Here is a 14,755-nt window from a genome sequence, read left to right on the forward strand (position 1 = left end):
AGCGATGCGTCCGACCCCGACGGGTAGCAACCTAGCGTGTTCCTGCGCTACAGCCGATGAACCCCGTCACACGTGAGATTTCCCGGTGTACCCGACACTCTCGCACAACCGCGCGAGGTGCCAGTATTGAGCCATGGGTTCACCGGATGTCGTCCCCGCCGACCACGCGACGCTGCCCGACACCGTAGAGGTGCTCGTGGTGGGGGCCGGACCTGCGGGTTCCGCCTCGGCGGCGTGGGCGGCCCGCGCCGGACGCGATGTGCTGCTGCTCGATTCGGCCGTCTTCCCGCGCGACAAGACCTGCGGTGACGGTCTCACCCCGCGCGCCACCGCCGAATTGGAACATCTCGGGCTCGGCGAGTGGTTGCGTGCGCACACGGTGAACCATGGTTTGCGGATGGCCGGATTCGGGCGTGAGGCACTGCTGCCCTGGCCGGGCGGGTCGTTCCCCACCTACGGAAGTGCCGTTCCGCGAACCGAACTCGACAACACGTTGCGGGAGACGGCGATCAAGTCCGGTGCCCGGATGGTCGACGGCGCGAAGGTCACCGAGGTGCTGCGCGACGGCGACCGGGTCACCGGGGTGACCGTGCGTATCGGCGACACCACGCACACCGTGAACTGCCGGGTGCTCGTCGTCGCCGACGGAGTTCGCTCCCCCGTCGGCAAACAGCTCGGCCGCACATGGCATCGCCGCTACGCCTACGGCACCGCCGCCCGCGCCTACATCACCTCCGGCCGCAGCGACGACCAGTGGATCTCCTCGCACCTGGAATTGCGCAATGCCGACGACCAGCTGGTCCCCGGCTACGGCTGGATCTTCCCGCTCGGCAACGGTGAGGTGAATATCGGTGTCGGTTCGCTGGCCACCGAGGCACGGCCGTCGCATATCGCGCTGAAACCGCTGCTCGAGCACTACACCCGGCTGCGCCGCGAGGAATGGGAGTTCGAGGGCGAACTGCGCGCGGTGGCCTCGGCGCTGCTGCCGATGGGCGGGGCCGTGTCGAATGTGGCCGGACGCAACTGGGTGCTGGTCGGTGACGCCGCGGGCTGCGTGAATCCGCTCAACGGCGAAGGCATCGACTACGGCCTCGAAGGTGGTCATCTGCTCGCCGACCTGCTCGACGAACCGGACCTGACGCGGGTGTGGCCGCAACTGCTGCGCGAGCGCTACGGGCGCACGTTCTCCGTGGCGCGCAGGCTGGCCGGGCTGGCCACGCACCCGAAGATGGTCCCCCTCGGCGGCCCGCCGGTGATGCGCTCGAAGTACTTGCAGCGCACCGCCGTTCGCGTGATGGGCAACCTGGTGACCGACGAGGACGACGACCTGACCGCCCGCCTGTGGCGAACGGCCGGTCGCGCTTCCCTACGCGCCGACGAACTGGCGCCGTTCAGCTGAGCTTCGCGAACCAGCCCTCGATGAACTTGCGTTCGCTGTTGAGGACGCGCTGGTGCAGTTGTTCGGCAAGCGGCTCGATGGCGCCGCCGACCAGTGGCACCTTGACGGTGACGGTGCCGACGACCTCGATCTCGCTGCCCTCGGCGGTGGGACGCAGCTCGTAGGTGCCCGACATCTCGGTGGTGATGCCGCCGGTGCGCCCGGTGAAGCTGCCCTTGGCGACCTCGCCGTCCAGCGGCTGCCAGACATCGGTGCGGGCGAGCACGAGATCGCTCTTGAGAACCTTGCGGACCAGCGCGGGAACCTTGTCCCGGCCGGGTGTTTCGGTCATCTCGATGCGGATCGAATCCGGTCCGTCGGGATGGGAGAGTTCCAGCGTCGCGGTCTCGGCGGCGGCGAACCGCTCCTGCCAGATCGCGTCGTCGACGAGTGCCCGGTGAAGATCTTCGACCGGGACGGCATAAGGCACGGTGAAGCTGAATTTTCGGGACATGGTGGCACACGCTAGTGCAGCCCACCGTTAGGGTGGCGTGGTGTCGGAAACCAGCCAGTCGGATAGGTACTCCGATCGCCTGCGGCGGGTTCGTACCGGAATCCTCGGTACCGCGACGGTGATCAGCGTGCTCATGGTGCTGCTGGTACTCGCGGCGTGGCGCAACGATTACGAGATCGAGCACAACCGTGGGGTCACCTCCGGTGAGGTGCTCTCGGCGGGGCGGCTGCGTTCGGCGGTGATGTATGTGACGCCCGACAGCGTCACCCACAATCCGAAGGTCGGGATCCTCTATCCCACCAATCTCACCGCCGGTCAGCGCATCAACGTGGAGTACAGCACCCGCGACCCCGACCTGGTCCGGGTGGCCGGACGCGACGCGCGGGTGGCGATAGTGCCCGCCGCGTCGGTGATCGTGGTGGTGTGGGCGCTCGCGCTGCCCGCCCTGTGGCTCGTGCGACGCAGACGGCGGTAACTTTCCCCTGCTGTTCGCCCCGGCTTCACGTCGGTGTGGGCGTGGCGCGCGGTGTGGCGGTCACTCTTGGAGTGTGCGCGTAGCCATCGTCTCGGAGTCTTTCCTGCCGAACATGAACGGCGTCGTCAATTCCGTGCTCCGGGTGCTCGATCACCTGGACCAGCACGGGCACGATGCCATGATCGTGGCGCCCGATACGCTGCGCGGCGCACCGCCCGCCCCGCGCCTGCACGGCCGGTTCCCGGTGCATCGGGTGCCCGCGATGATGGTGCCGAAGGTGAGTTCGCTGCCCGTCGGCCTGCCACAACCCGGGATCACCGCCGCGATCGCCGAGTTCGACCCGGACGTGGTGCATTTGGCCTCGCCATTTCTGCTGGGCGCGGGCGGGCTCGCCGCCGCCACCCGCCTCGACCTGCCCTCGATCGCGGTGTACCAGACCGATGTGGCCGGTTTCGCCAAGAGCTACGGGCTCGGACTGGCGGCGCGGGCGGCCTGGGCGTGGACGCGCCGGATCCACGAGGGAGCCACGCGCACGCTCGCCCCGTCGTCGGCCGCCGCGGCCGACCTGGCCGAACACGGAATTCCCCGGGTGCACCGGTGGGGGCGCGGCGTCGATATCGACCGGTTCAACCCGGCCGCACGCAGCGCCGAACTGCGGGCGAGCTGGCTGGGATCGAGCGAGCGGCTGGTGGTCGGGTTCGTCGGCAGGCTCGCGCCGGAGAAGCACGTGGACCGGTTGGCCGCGCTCGCCGATGACCCCTCCATTCAGCTCGTCGTGGTCGGTGACGGGCCGGAGCGGGCGCGGCTGAGCAGGCTGATGCCGCGCGCGGTGTTCACCGGCGAACTGGGCGGGTCCGAACTGGCCACCCATTACGCCAGCCTCGATGTGATGGTGCATCCGGGCGAGCACGAGACGTTCTGTCAGGGTGTGCAGGAAGCGTTGTCGTCGGGGGTGCCGGTGATCGGGCCGGACGCCGGCGGCCCGCGCGACCTGATCGCGCACTGCCGCAACGGTTATCTCCTGCCGGTTGACCGGTTCGCCGAGCTGCTGCCGAGCGCGGTGTCGGCGCTACGCGACGCCGACCAGCGGGCCCGGTTCGCGGCGGCGGCACGCAAGTCGGTGCTGCACCGCACCTGGCCCGCCATCTGCACCGAACTGATGGGCCACTACGCCGACGTCACCGGGATGCGGCAGCGGTTGCCGCGCTCGGCCTAGCCGCGAGCGGGCGGATAAGCTCGAATCGTGGCGACAACAGAGCAGCGGGAACCGATTCGGGCTTCGCTGGACAAGCAACCCCACGAGGTCGCGTCGATGTTCGACGGTGTGGCGAAACGCTACGACCTCACCAACACGGTCATCTCCGGTGGTCAGGACCGGTACTGGCGGTGGGCGACACGACGCGCGCTCGCCCTTCGCCCCGGTGAGCGGGTGCTCGACCTGGCCGCAGGCACCGGTGTGTCCACCGTGGAACTCGGCAAGTCCGGCGCCTGGTGTGTGGCCGCCGACTTCTCCCAGGGCATGCTCGCCGCGGGCCGGTTCCGGCAGGTGCCGATGGTGGCGGGCGACGCGATGGCGCTGCCGTTCGCCGACGACTCGTTCGATGCGGTGACCATCTCCTTCGGTTTGCGCAATGTGGCCGATATCGACCTGGCGTTGCGCGAGATGCTGCGCGTCACCAAGCCGGGCGGCCGGCTCGTGGTGTGTGAGTTCTCGACCCCGGTGTTCGGGCCGTTCCGCACCGTCTACATGGAGTACCTCATGAAGGCGTTGCCCCGGGTGGCGCGCGCGGTGAGCTCCAACCCGGATGCCTACGTGTACCTGGCCGAGTCGATCCGGGCGTGGCCGAACCAGCGCAGGCTGGCCAGGCGCATCGCCGACGCGGGCTGGGACTCGGTGCAGTGGCGTGACCTCACCGGCGGTGTCGTCGCGCTGCATCGCGGCTACAAAATGGGCTGACCTGGGCTGATTTCGCCGGGTGAGTCCGGTCACGTCGAGTCCCCGCTCGGATCTGCGGCAAACCTCGAAAGATCCCCTGATCAGGGACTATATTTCGGTGGCAACCTCACAGCCGGGATTTCGACCGGTGAGGTCGATTGTCACCTGGACATAACGTTCGTTAAATCGAGCGCAACGCCCGGTGCGGATGATCGGTGCCATGACAGGTCAGCGCCCGGACACGCCTACCCGCGTCACCACGCAGGGCGCCCGAGCATGCCGAGGGGGACGCGCATGACCGGCGACGACTCTGTGCGCACGCAGTGCTCGTACTGCGGCGTCGGCTGCGGCATCTCCGTCCGGACCACGATCGACCAGTCCGGCGCACCGGTGATCGCCAAGGTGAGCGGCGACAAACTGCACCCCGCGAACGCGGGTCGGCTCTGCACCAAGGGCGCCACGCACGCGGAGATGATGGCGGCGCCCGGCCGGATGAGCACCGCCTACCACCGCCCCGAACGTGGACAGGCCCCTGTCGCGCTGCCCGTGGACGACGCGGTGCGCGAAACCGCCGACCGGCTGCGCGCGATCCTCGACGAACACGGGCCCGACGCCATCGCGCTCTACGTGTCCGGGCAGATGTCGCTGGAAGCCCAATACCTGGCGACCAAACTCGCCAAGGGGTACCTGCGCACCAAACACCTCGAAGCCAACTCGCGGCTGTGCATGGCCAGTGCCGGCACCGGCTACAAGCAGTCGCTCGGCGCCGACGGGCCCCCCGGTTCCTACGACGACTTCGAGCACGCCGACCTGTTCTTCGTCACCGGCGCGAACATGGCCGACTGCCATCCGATCCTGTTCCTTCGCATGGCCGACCGGCTCAAAGCCGGCGCCAAACTGATCGTGGTCGACCCGCGGCGCACCGAAACTGCCGCGCGCGCCGACCTGTTCCTGCAGATCGCGCCGGGCACCGACCTCGCCCTGCTCAACGGCCTGCTGCACCTGCTCGTCGCCGACGGCGCCATCGACACCGACTTCATCGCCGAACACACCGAGGGCTGGGAGGCGATGCCCGAGTTCCTCGCCGACTACCCGCCGGAGCGGGTCGCCGAACTCACCGGGCTGGCCGAAGCCGACATCAGGACCGCGGCGACCATGATCGCCGAGGCGGGCGAGTGGATGTCGCTGTGGACGATGGGGCTCAACCAGTCCACGCACGGCACCTGGAACACCAATGCCCTGATCAACCTGCACCTGGCCACCGGTGCGATCTGCCGACCCGGCAGTGGGCCGTTCTCGTTGACCGGCCAGCCCAACGCGATGGGCGGGCGCGAGATGGGTTACATGGGGCCGGGGCTGCCCGGTCAGCGCAGCCTGCTCTCCCCCGCCGACCGTACCTTCGTCGAGACCGCGTGGGACCTGCCCGCGGGCACGCTGCGCACCGAAGCGGGGCCGGGAACCATCGACATGTTCGCCGGTCTCGCCGACGGTGAGATCAAGGCGGCGTGGATCATCTGCACCAATCCCGTTGCCACCGTGGCCAACCGGAAGACGGTGATCGCCGGGCTCGAGGCTGCGGAACTGGTGGTCGTGCAGGACGCCTACACCGAGACCGCGACCAACTCCTATGCCGATCTGCTGCTGCCCGCCACGCTGTGGGCGGAAAGCGATGCGGTGATGGTGAATTCGGAACGCAACGTCACCCTGCTGCGCCGCTCCGTCGACCCGGTCGGCGAAGCCAGGCCCGACTGGCTGCTCATCGCCCAGGTGGCCACCGCCATGGGTTTCCCCGGCTTCGACTTCGCCTCCAGCGCCGAGGTTTTCGACGAACTGCGCCGGTTCACCAATCCCGCCACCGGATACGACCTGAGCGGTATGAGTTACGACCGCCTGCGTGAGGGCCCGATGCAGTGGCCGTGCAACGACGGCGACAGCCCACGCAACCCGATCCGCTACCGCAACGACGGCATCCACCAGCCGCTGCACGTCGACGCCGACGGTCACACCCCCACGCTGGCCTTTGCCACGCCGAGCAGGCGCGCGGTGTTCTTCCCACGCCCCCACCTGCCCGCTGCTGAACTTCCTGATGACGACTACCCCTTCCTGCTCAATACCGGTCGGCTGCAACATCAGTGGCACACCATGACCAAGACCGGCAAGGTCACCAAACTGACCAAACTCAACCCGGAACCGTTCGTCGAGGTGCACCCCGACGACGCCGCCCGCCTCGACCTGAAACCTGGCGATCAGCTCGAAATCGCCTCCCGCCGTGGGCGAGCCGTTCTCCCGGTCCGCATCAGCGACCGGGTCCGTCCCGGCGACTGCTTCGCTCCTTTCCACTGGAATGACGAACAGGGCGAATACCTGACGATCAACGCCGTCACCAACGACGCCGTCGACCCCACCTCCCTGCAACCGGAGTTCAAGGCCTGTGCCGTGGCGCTGCGCCGTGTCGGTCCGGCGCCGGAATCCTCGGCCGGGGTTCCGATGCAGCACGGTTCCCCACAGGCGGGCCAACTGCCCCGACACGCCATGCAGGCCGGGCAATCCGCACCGCCGACCGCGCACACTGGCCGGCCGTCAGCCGACACCGGTCAATCGGTTCAGTTCGGCTCGGAGAGCCCGGCGGTGCCGGGGTCCGGTCACGGTGGTCCGCATCCGTTGGCTGTGATGCTCGGGCTCGATGCGGGGATCTCGCCGTTACTCAGCGAGGCCGAGCGCATCTATCTCGGTGGGTATCTCGCTGCGCTGCAATCTCTTCCGGTGTCCGGTCAGCCCGTGCTGCCTGCCACCGCCCCGCTGTCACCGCAGGCCCGCTTGTGGATCGACGGCATGCTGGCCGGCATGTACTCCCGGGGTCCCGGCCCTGCCGGTGAATCCGCCGGCAGCCCTGGCACCGGAATGCCGGTCGGTGGGCAGCCGTTCGGTAACCCTCCCTTCGGGGACTTCAGCTCAGGCGGTGCGGTAGCCGACAGCGGACCCACCGGCGATGCGGTTCTCGGCCGACCGGGTGCCGTAGGTGTCTCGGCGGGCGGAGCCGAGCCGGGAGCGGGTGGTGCGTTATCCACAACTGTGACGGTGCTGTGGGCCTCGCAGACCGGGAACGCGGAGGAGCTGGCCGCCTCGGTAGCCACGCGGCTCGCCGATGGCGGGTTCGCCCCCAAGCTGCTCGACATGGACTCCTGCGAGCCCACCGCGCTGGAAGGTGATGTTCTCGTCGTCACCAGCACCTTCGGTGACGGTGGTCCGCCGGACAACGGCGCCGACTTCCTCGCCCGGCTCGAGGACACCGCGCTGCGCCTGCCTCGTATCCGCTACGCGGTCTTCGCCCTCGGCGACTCCTCCTACGACGACTTCTGCGGCCACGGCCGCACCCTCGACACCCTTCTCGCCGCGCGCGGCGCCCACCGCCTACTCCCCCGCGTCGACAGCGAACCCGATTTCGACGACGCCGCCGACCAGTGGCTCACCGATGTCCTCGCCGCCCTCGCCCCGAACCTCGACACGTCACCCGATTCGTCACCGTCCGGCCCCGGTTCGTCGGCGTCCGGCCCCGGTTCGCCGTCCGGCGTCGGTTCACCGTCCGACGTTGGTTCACCGGTTGGCACTCCCACAACATTCGGCACGAGTTCAGCCGGATCTGCACTGACCGGCATCCCCTCAACCGCGGGCACGCCCCGATTCGGCTCCGTCCCGCCCGCAACCACTTTCCCGCCCGCAGCGCCACTCGTCGGTTCCCCCTCGGCCGGCGCAGGCAACCACTTCGGCACGGCCCTACCCGGGTCGACGGCCCCTGCCATGCCGGGATCCGGACCTGTCCCAACAGGGACATGGCCCCCTGGATTCACGACGACGACCCAGCACTCCGCCATGCAGGGGGCCGCGCCCCAGCCTTATCCCGCGCAGGCCGCGAGCCGACCGAGCGGTCGAGGCGGCGCCTCCGTCCTCGATCGCCCGCAGACCACACCTTCGCGGCGAGCACCCGCCGCACCCTTCACCCGTCAGTCCCCCGTACTCGCCACCCTCATGCGCAACGAAGTGCTGAGCGCGCCGGGATCACCGAAAGAGGTGCGCCGCTTCGGCTTCGACCTCCACAACCTCGATGCCACCTACGAGGTGGGCGATTCCTTGGGTGTGCTGCCGACAAACTGTGATGACCTCGTGGCGGAGTGGCTCGCGGCTACCGGCCTCGACGGACGACGCGCGGTCGAGGTCGACGGGCGGGAGCTGCCGCTCGCCGACGCCCTGCGCACGCATTACGACATCACCAAGGTGAGCAACGATCTGCTCGGATTCATCGCCGAACGGAATCCGCACCCGCAGCTGGCCAAACTGCTGCGCCGGGACAACCGCAACGAGTTGGCGAGCTACCTGTGGGACCGCCAAGCCGTGGACGTACTGCGGGACTTCCCGGTGCGCACCGACCTGGTCGACTGGCTCGGTGCACTGAAAAAGCTGCAGCCGCGCCAGTATTCGATTTCGTCCAGCCCGCTCACCACGCCGGACGAGGTGCAGCTGACGGTAGGTGTGTTGCGTTACGGCGATCCGGTGGGTGATTCGGTGCGCCGAGGCGGGGTGTGCTCGACCTTCCTGGCCGACCGCGCCGGTGCCGAGGTGCCGATCTTCCTCCAGCGGGCCCCGCATTTCCGTCCGCCGCTCGACCCGACCGTGCCGATGATCATGGTCGGCCCCGGTACCGGTATCGCTCCTTTCCGTGGTTTCCTGCACGAACGCCGGGCCGTCGGCGCGACCGGGCGCAACTGGTTGTTCTTCGGCGACCAGCACGCGGCACACAACTTCTACTACCGCACCGAGCTGGAGGACATGTTCCGCTCGGGCTTCCTCACCCGCCTCGACCTGGCCTTTTCTCGTGATCAGCGCGAGCGGATCTATGTGCAGCACAGGATGATCGAGCACGGCGCCGAGTTGTGGTCGTGGCTGTGCGAGGGCGCCCACTTCTACGTGTGCGGTGACGCCGCTCGCATGGCCAAGGATGTCGACGACACCCTGCTGCGGATCGCCCGGATCCACGGCAAGCTCGACGAAGCGGGCGCGCTGGCTTTCAAGAAGCAACTGGTCGCGGAGAAGCGCTACGTGCGCGACGTGTACTGATCAGGCGGTGCGGACCACGGGCGGGTTGAGCCGGGCGAAGTCCGGTAAGCGGTGGTACGGGTAGTAGGGGTACGGGGGTGTGGTGGCGCTCGCTGCGTCGAGGGCGGCGAGGTGCTCGGGCTCGAGTTGCCAACCGACGGCGCCGAGGTTCTGCCGCAGCTGTTCCTCGTTGCGGGCGCCGATCAGGACGGTGGCGACGGTGGGACGGGTGAGCAGCCAGTTCAGGGCGATCTGTGGGACGCTGCGGCCGGTCTCGGCGGCGATGGTGTCGAGCACGTCGACGATGTCGTAGAGGTGCTCGTCGTCGACGGGTGGGCCGGCTTGCGCAGTGTCGTGCAGTCGACTGCCCGCCGGAAGTGGCTGGCCCCGACGGACTTTCCCGGTGAGACGGCCCCAGCCGAGCGGGCTCCACACCACCGCGCCGACACCCTGATCGGCGCCGAGCGGCATGAGCTCCCACTCGTAGTCGCGCCCGACGAGCGAGTAGTAGATCTGGTGCGCAACGGGTTTCGGAAGTCCGTGCGCCTCGGCGGTGGCCAGGGTTTTCATCAGTTCCCAACCGGCGAAGTTGGAGACACCGACATAGCGGATCTTGCCTGCCTGCACGAGATCACCCAGCGCCGAGAGTGTTTCGAACAGCGGCGTGCCCGCGTCGAAGGCGTGCAGCTGGAACAGGTCGAGATAGTCGGTGCCGAGGCGGCGCAGCGACGCATCGACCGCGCGGATGAGCCTGGCCCGACCCGCACCGGCCTCGTCGGCGCCGGGCCCGGTGGGTAGCGCCGACTTGGTGGACAGCAGCACCTTGTCGCGCCTGCCCTTGACCGCGGCGCCGAGCACTTCCTCGGACGCACCGTCGGAATAGACATCGGCCGTGTCGAACAGGGTGACCCCGGCCTCGAGGCTGACGTCGATCAACCGCCTGGCCTGGGCCTCGTCGGTATCGCCCCACGCGCTGAACAGGGGACCACGCCCGCCGAAGGTGCCTGCCCCGAAACCGAGGGCCGGAACGTGCAGACCCGAAGCGCCGAGCCGCCGATACTCCATGAGAACTCCTAAAGGGTCTATAGTTTCGTTAACGCTTCGGACAGTACACCCGATTCGCCATAAATGAAACAGGAGTTCCGTTATGCAGCACGATATCGCTTGGCCCGGGTCCGTTCGCCCAGGTGGGCGCACCGCGCGGGTTCGTGAAGCCGTCCTGCAGGTGACCGGCGATTTGCTCGCCGAACGCGGCTTGGGCGGGCTCGATCTGACCGAAGTCGCCGCGACGGCGGGCGTCGGGAAGACCACCGTCTACCGGCGCTGGCGTACACCCGCGGGCCTGGTCGCGGACCTCCTGATCGATATGGCCGAGCAGTCTCTGCCCCGCACCGACACCGGCGCCCTGCTCGACGACCTGACCGCGAACGCCCGCCTGGTCGCCAAGACCCTCACCGACCCACGCCAAGGCAACCTGTTCCGGGCCGTGATCGCCGCCGCTACCGTCGACGCCGATACCGCGAACGCGCTGCACGCCTTCTACGACACCCGCCTCGACGAGTGGGCGCCCTGCGTCCACGACGCGGTCGCTCGCGGCGAAGCGCCCGAGGGTACGGATGCCCGCGCTGTGCTGTCAGCGGTCTCCGCACCGCTGTACTACCGCCTCCTGGCCAGCGGCGATCCGATCGATCGGGAGGCAGCCGACCGGGCCGCGCGCGCCGCGACCGTGGCGACGATGGCAGGCACCTTCGTCGACGCGGCCTACGCGGATCAACGGTCGTAGGACAACCTTCGACCCCGAGGTCGGGCAAAGCAGGCCCGCATCGCCAGGCCCGCGACTTCCACCCCGCAGCGCCAGGTCCGCGGCTTTCCACCTCGCAGCGCTAGGCCGGAGGCTTCCATCCCGCATCACGACCGGTGAGCCCCAACACCCGGTCGAGTGCGGGCGCGTCCTCGGCGACAGCGACGACCGGCCCGAACAACCCGGGCGTCCCCTCCGGATCGGTCTCCCCCAGAAAATCGAGCAGAACCTCCAGATGACCGGAGTCGACCTCGAGTACCTGACCGGTCGACACCGCCAGGTCCCACCCATGGACGACGAGCTCGTCGAGCGCGACCATCGCCATCGCCGCAGCCGGCATCACCACCCCACCGGCCTCGGTCTCACCCTCCCAGGCCTCGGGCACCCGCCATGCCTCGACGAGCGCGTCGAGCTGCGCGGGAATCCTGGTGCGCCAATCGGCGGACAGCTCGTCGTCGACAACGCCGGGTGGCGTGGACCGACCGACGGACTCCTTGGTCGCGGCCTGGCGGAACGCTTCGGTGAGCTCGACGGCATGGCGGATCAGATCGCGGACGTCGAGGCCGACGCACGGGGTGGGGGCGGTGAACTGGTCATCGGTGATCCCGGCGACGACGGTGGCCAGCGAACGGGCGGCCGGGGCGAAATCGAATTGCGGCTCCATACAGAACGAGACGACCCGACGGTGCCGGAATCATCGGTGCGGGTTGCCGAGAACCGGCGAACGGCGCACTCTGGACAGCGCACGACCCGATCAGCGACACCCGTCCGAGGCAACGACGACGACAGAGGAGTACCGATGATCGACTACGACACCGCCCGCCCGCTGGACGAGGTCCCCGAGGCCGATCGCGTGGAACAGGAGCAGTCGGCCTTCCGCGACGATGCCCCCGACGACCCGGCCTTCGTCGACAGCGCCGACTACACCGAGGAGATGGCGGCCCGGGTCGATCAGGACGCCGACCGGGCCAATCCGGCCGATGTGATCGAGCAGAGTATCGAAGTGCCGCTCGACGACGGTGACGCGTTCGTCGACGAGGAGGACGAGCTCTAGCCGGCGATCTTGGCGCGCACGGTGGCGTGCAGCTCACGCAGGCTCGACCGTTCGGTGGCCACCTCGAGCACCCGCATGCCGTGCGCGTCGGCGGCGAGCTCCTCCGCGAGTTCGGCGGGGTCGACGCCACGATGCGGAATGCGGTAGGCGGCGCACAGCGCGGCCAGATCCATGCCGTGCGGTGTGCCGAAGACCCGCTCGAACACACCCGCGTACTGCGGGTCGCCCTGTTCGAGCAGCTCGAAGATGCCGCCGCCGTCGTCGTTGGCGACCACGATGGTCAGGTTGCCGGGGCGCGGTTCGCCGCGGCCGATGAGCAGGCCGGACGCGTCGTGCAGGAAGGTCAGGTCGCCCATGAGGGCGATCGTGCGGCCGGGGTGGGCGAGTGCGGCACCCACCGCACCGGAGACGGTGCCATCGATGCCCGCGACGCCACGGTTGGACAGCACCCGCACGCCCTGGCGCGGGCTCGACACCAACGCGGCGTCACGCACCGGATTCGATGCGCCGAGCAGCAGCTGATCGCCCTCGCGCAGCGCGTCCATGACCACGGCGGCGACGTGCAGGCCGGTGGCCTTGGGGTGGCTCGCCAGCTCGGCGCGGACCACCGCCTCGGCCTGGTTGTTCAGGTCGGCGCAGCGAGCCAGCCACGCCGGGTCCGGGGTTCCGGTGGTGACCGCGCGCGTGCCGGTGCCGACGACATTGCCGGATACATCGGGCCAGCGCGGACCCGTGGTGAGCGCGTACACGGTGACGTTCGGATCGGCGAGCACCCGCGACACCTGCCGGTGCAGCGTCGGCCGGCCGGTGATGATCGCCTGCTTCGGCGCCAGCAGCGACAGCGCGAGCGGATGCAGGGCCGGGCCGTGCATGGGCGCGGTCGGCTCGGCGACCGTCGGCAGCGCCGCGAGCTCGGGGCGCAGACCGGCACCGTGGCCGGAGATGACGACAGTGTCGGGGGTGAGGTCGATGTCCAGCGGCACGTCGAGGGTCGCGTACTGGGTGGCCGTCCACGGCTTGTCACCCTCGCGACCGACGGGGATCACGTCGTCGGACAGCTCGGGGACCAGGGGCTCGCGCAGCGGGATGTCGAACTGCACCGGTCCCGCGTTGCCGGAGCGGGTACCGCGCGCGGCGGCGAGCACCCGGCATACGGCCGAGCGCCACACACTGTTCTGCCTCGGGTAGTTCGCCTCACCGGCCTCGGCTTCGGCCAGTCCGAGGCTGATGGTCGCGCGCACCTGGCTGCCGAACAGGCCGAGCTGCTCAACGGTCTGGTTGGCGCCGGTGCCGAGCATCTCGTAGGGCCGGTTCGCGCTGACCACGATCAACGGCACCCGCGCGTAGTTCGCCTCGAGCACGGCGGGGGCCAGGTTGGCGACGGCGGTACCGGAGGTCATCACCACCGGGACGGGCCGCCCCGACGACACCGCAAGGCCGATCGCGAGGAATCCCGCGGTGCGCTCGTCGATGCGCATGTGCAGCCGCAGCCGACCGGCCGCGTCGGCGGCCTGCAGGGCGAAGGCGAGCGGGGCGTTGCGCGATCCGGGGCACAGCACCACCTCGCGGACGCCGCCGCGCACGAACTCGTCGACGACCACTCGTGCCTGCGCAGTTGACGGATTCACAATCACCAGCCTGTCAGACGGGGCGGGGCGCGTCTGCCTCCGGCCCACGTTGGATACGTCACCGCCGGAGCCCTCCGGCACCGTCATGGTGCCGGAGACCAATTCACCGGCGGTTCCGGGCAATTAGCTGCCGATGGCCCGAAAGGTATAGCTATTACTATGTTTATCAGTTCGAGATACATCGGTTCGCAAACAAGTCGTCAAGACAAAGAAATCCGGCGACGAGGCCGTGGCCCGTCGCCGGATTTCGTTTCGGCACAAGGGCCGACGGTGTGATCAGCTCACTCGGCGGGAGCGGTGAGATCCTTGATGCCGGTGACGGCGTCGACGATGTTGAGGACGGCGGAGGTGAGGCCGTCGATGGCGCCACTGCCCGACTCGAGCACGCTGGAGCCGGCGGCGGGGCCTTCGAGCAGGCCGGCCGAGCCGGTGGACAGCTCGAGCAGCTCGGCGGAACCGCTGGCGGAGCCGCTGTCCTCAGCGTTCGCCATAGCGGCCGGACCGAAGAACATGACGGCGGCGGTAGCGGCGGCACCGGTGGCGGCGAGGGCCTTACGAGAGATCATGTGACCGGACTTCCTTTCGACCTGCGCAATGCAGTCATTTCATCTGTACCCAGCGGAAGATGCGATTTCCGCAGCAAGCAATTCCTCTTTCCGAACCGCTCGAGAGGCACGGTAATCGATTCCGGTCGGCAGTAGCCAATCGTTCGCGGCATCCTCGCGCGCTCCATAATTCACGGCAACCCGCAATTTTCCCGCCGTTTACCGGCGCGGTTATCTCGCTCACAGTCGCGGCGGCGGAATTTACCCGCGACCGGGCGTGGCCGTGGCGGGCGGTTCCCGGGAATCCCTCGGGGTGACAGTGGTCACAGGACA

At 69.0% G+C, this 14,755-nt stretch carries 12 protein-coding genes; 7 read left to right on the forward strand and 5 right to left on the reverse strand.

Annotation, left to right across the window (positions count from 1 at the left end; all coding sequences use genetic code 11):
• The first annotated feature begins 133 nt into the window (after window positions 1-133).
• Entirely contained in the window at window positions 134-1,399 is a 1,266-nt protein-coding gene (locus tag AB0I19_RS14165; RefSeq protein ID WP_357148474.1) for a geranylgeranyl reductase family protein, read from the forward strand.
• Here the strand turns inward: AB0I19_RS14165 and AB0I19_RS14170 are convergent.
• A complete protein-coding gene (locus AB0I19_RS14170; RefSeq protein ID WP_067641876.1) occupies window positions 1,392-1,892 on the reverse strand; it encodes a DUF2505 domain-containing protein in 501 nt (166 codons plus the stop codon). The two genes, AB0I19_RS14165 and AB0I19_RS14170, sit on opposite strands and share 8 nt — an antisense overlap.
• 40 nt (window positions 1,893-1,932) lie before the next feature.
• On the opposite strand from AB0I19_RS14170, the gene AB0I19_RS14175 reads away from it, so the two are divergent.
• The 4 genes from AB0I19_RS14175 to AB0I19_RS14190 all read left to right on the forward strand — a co-directional run bounded on the left by AB0I19_RS14175 (window position 1,933) and on the right by AB0I19_RS14190 (window position 9,415).
• Complete coding sequence (locus tag AB0I19_RS14175; RefSeq protein WP_357148475.1) at window positions 1,933-2,367, forward strand: DUF3592 domain-containing protein; 435 nt, start codon at window positions 1,933-1,935, stop codon at window positions 2,365-2,367.
• Window positions 2,368-2,440: 73 nt separating this feature from the next.
• On the forward strand, window positions 2,441-3,583 hold the full coding sequence (locus AB0I19_RS14180; protein WP_357148478.1) for a glycosyltransferase family 1 protein: 1,143 nt from the start codon (window positions 2,441-2,443) through the stop codon (window positions 3,581-3,583).
• A gap of 27 nt (window positions 3,584-3,610) precedes the next feature.
• The gene (locus AB0I19_RS14185) at window positions 3,611-4,324 is read left to right on the forward strand and encodes a demethylmenaquinone methyltransferase (protein WP_067641878.1); all 714 of its coding nucleotides are present in this window, start codon (window positions 3,611-3,613) and stop codon (window positions 4,322-4,324) included.
• A gap of 273 nt (window positions 4,325-4,597) precedes the next feature.
• Complete coding sequence (locus AB0I19_RS14190; protein WP_357148481.1) at window positions 4,598-9,415, forward strand: molybdopterin-dependent oxidoreductase; 4,818 nt, start codon at window positions 4,598-4,600, stop codon at window positions 9,413-9,415.
• On the opposite strand, the gene AB0I19_RS14195 is transcribed toward AB0I19_RS14190, so the two are convergent.
• Window positions 9,416-10,459 (reverse strand): aldo/keto reductase, encoded by a 1,044-nt coding sequence (locus tag AB0I19_RS14195; RefSeq protein ID WP_357148484.1) that lies wholly within the window; start codon window positions 10,457-10,459, stop codon window positions 9,416-9,418.
• Window positions 10,460-10,541: 82 nt separating this feature from the next.
• On the opposite strand from AB0I19_RS14195, the gene AB0I19_RS14200 reads away from it, so the two are divergent.
• Complete coding sequence (locus tag AB0I19_RS14200) at window positions 10,542-11,177, forward strand: TetR/AcrR family transcriptional regulator C-terminal ligand-binding domain-containing protein (RefSeq protein WP_357148487.1); 636 nt, start codon at window positions 10,542-10,544, stop codon at window positions 11,175-11,177.
• Window positions 11,178-11,277: 100 nt separating this feature from the next.
• On the opposite strand, the gene AB0I19_RS14205 is transcribed toward AB0I19_RS14200, so the two are convergent.
• Window positions 11,278-11,859 (reverse strand): TIGR03086 family metal-binding protein, encoded by a 582-nt coding sequence (locus AB0I19_RS14205; protein WP_357148490.1) that lies wholly within the window; start codon window positions 11,857-11,859, stop codon window positions 11,278-11,280.
• A 135-nt stretch (window positions 11,860-11,994) separates the two neighbouring features.
• On the opposite strand from AB0I19_RS14205, the gene AB0I19_RS14210 reads away from it, so the two are divergent.
• Window positions 11,995-12,249 carry a hypothetical protein gene (locus AB0I19_RS14210; protein ID WP_357148493.1) on the forward strand — a complete coding sequence of 85 codons (255 nt, stop codon included), beginning with the start codon at window positions 11,995-11,997 and terminating at the stop codon, window positions 12,247-12,249.
• Here AB0I19_RS14210 and menD read toward each other — a convergent pair.
• Entirely contained in the window at window positions 12,246-13,877 is a 1,632-nt protein-coding gene (menD, locus tag AB0I19_RS14215) for a 2-succinyl-5-enolpyruvyl-6-hydroxy-3-cyclohexene-1-carboxylic-acid synthase (protein WP_357148495.1), read from the reverse strand. The genes AB0I19_RS14210 and menD overlap by 4 nt on opposite strands.
• Window positions 13,878-14,158: 281 nt before the next feature.
• Entirely contained in the window at window positions 14,159-14,443 is a 285-nt protein-coding gene (locus AB0I19_RS14220; protein WP_067485012.1) for a hypothetical protein, read from the reverse strand.
• Window positions 14,444-14,755: the final 312 nt, after the last annotated feature.

It is taken from the genome of Nocardia sp. NPDC050413, from assembly GCF_040655475.1.
GTDB lineage: Bacteria > Actinomycetota > Actinomycetes > Mycobacteriales > Mycobacteriaceae > Nocardia > Nocardia coubleae.

Bases quoted from the DNA above. Each gene is read 5' to 3' on its own strand.
- AB0I19_RS14205 (WP_357148490.1), bottom strand. From the start codon at position 11,859: ATGGAGCCGCAATTCGATTTCGCCCCGGCCGCCCGTTCGCTGGCCACC.
- AB0I19_RS14220 (WP_067485012.1), bottom strand. From the start codon at position 14,443: ATGATCTCTCGTAAGGCCCTCGCCGCCACCGGTGCCGCCGCTACCGCC.
- AB0I19_RS14165 (WP_357148474.1), top strand. From the start codon at position 134: ATGGGTTCACCGGATGTCGTCCCCGCCGACCACGCGACGCTGCCCGAC.
- AB0I19_RS14200 (WP_357148487.1), top strand. From the start codon at position 10,542: ATGCAGCACGATATCGCTTGGCCCGGGTCCGTTCGCCCAGGTGGGCGC.
- AB0I19_RS14190 (WP_357148481.1), top strand. From the start codon at position 4,598: ATGACCGGCGACGACTCTGTGCGCACGCAGTGCTCGTACTGCGGCGTC.
- AB0I19_RS14195 (WP_357148484.1), bottom strand. From the start codon at position 10,459: ATGGAGTATCGGCGGCTCGGCGCTTCGGGTCTGCACGTTCCGGCCCTC.
- AB0I19_RS14170 (WP_067641876.1), bottom strand. From the start codon at position 1,892: ATGTCCCGAAAATTCAGCTTCACCGTGCCTTATGCCGTCCCGGTCGAA.
- AB0I19_RS14210 (WP_357148493.1), top strand. From the start codon at position 11,995: ATGATCGACTACGACACCGCCCGCCCGCTGGACGAGGTCCCCGAGGCC.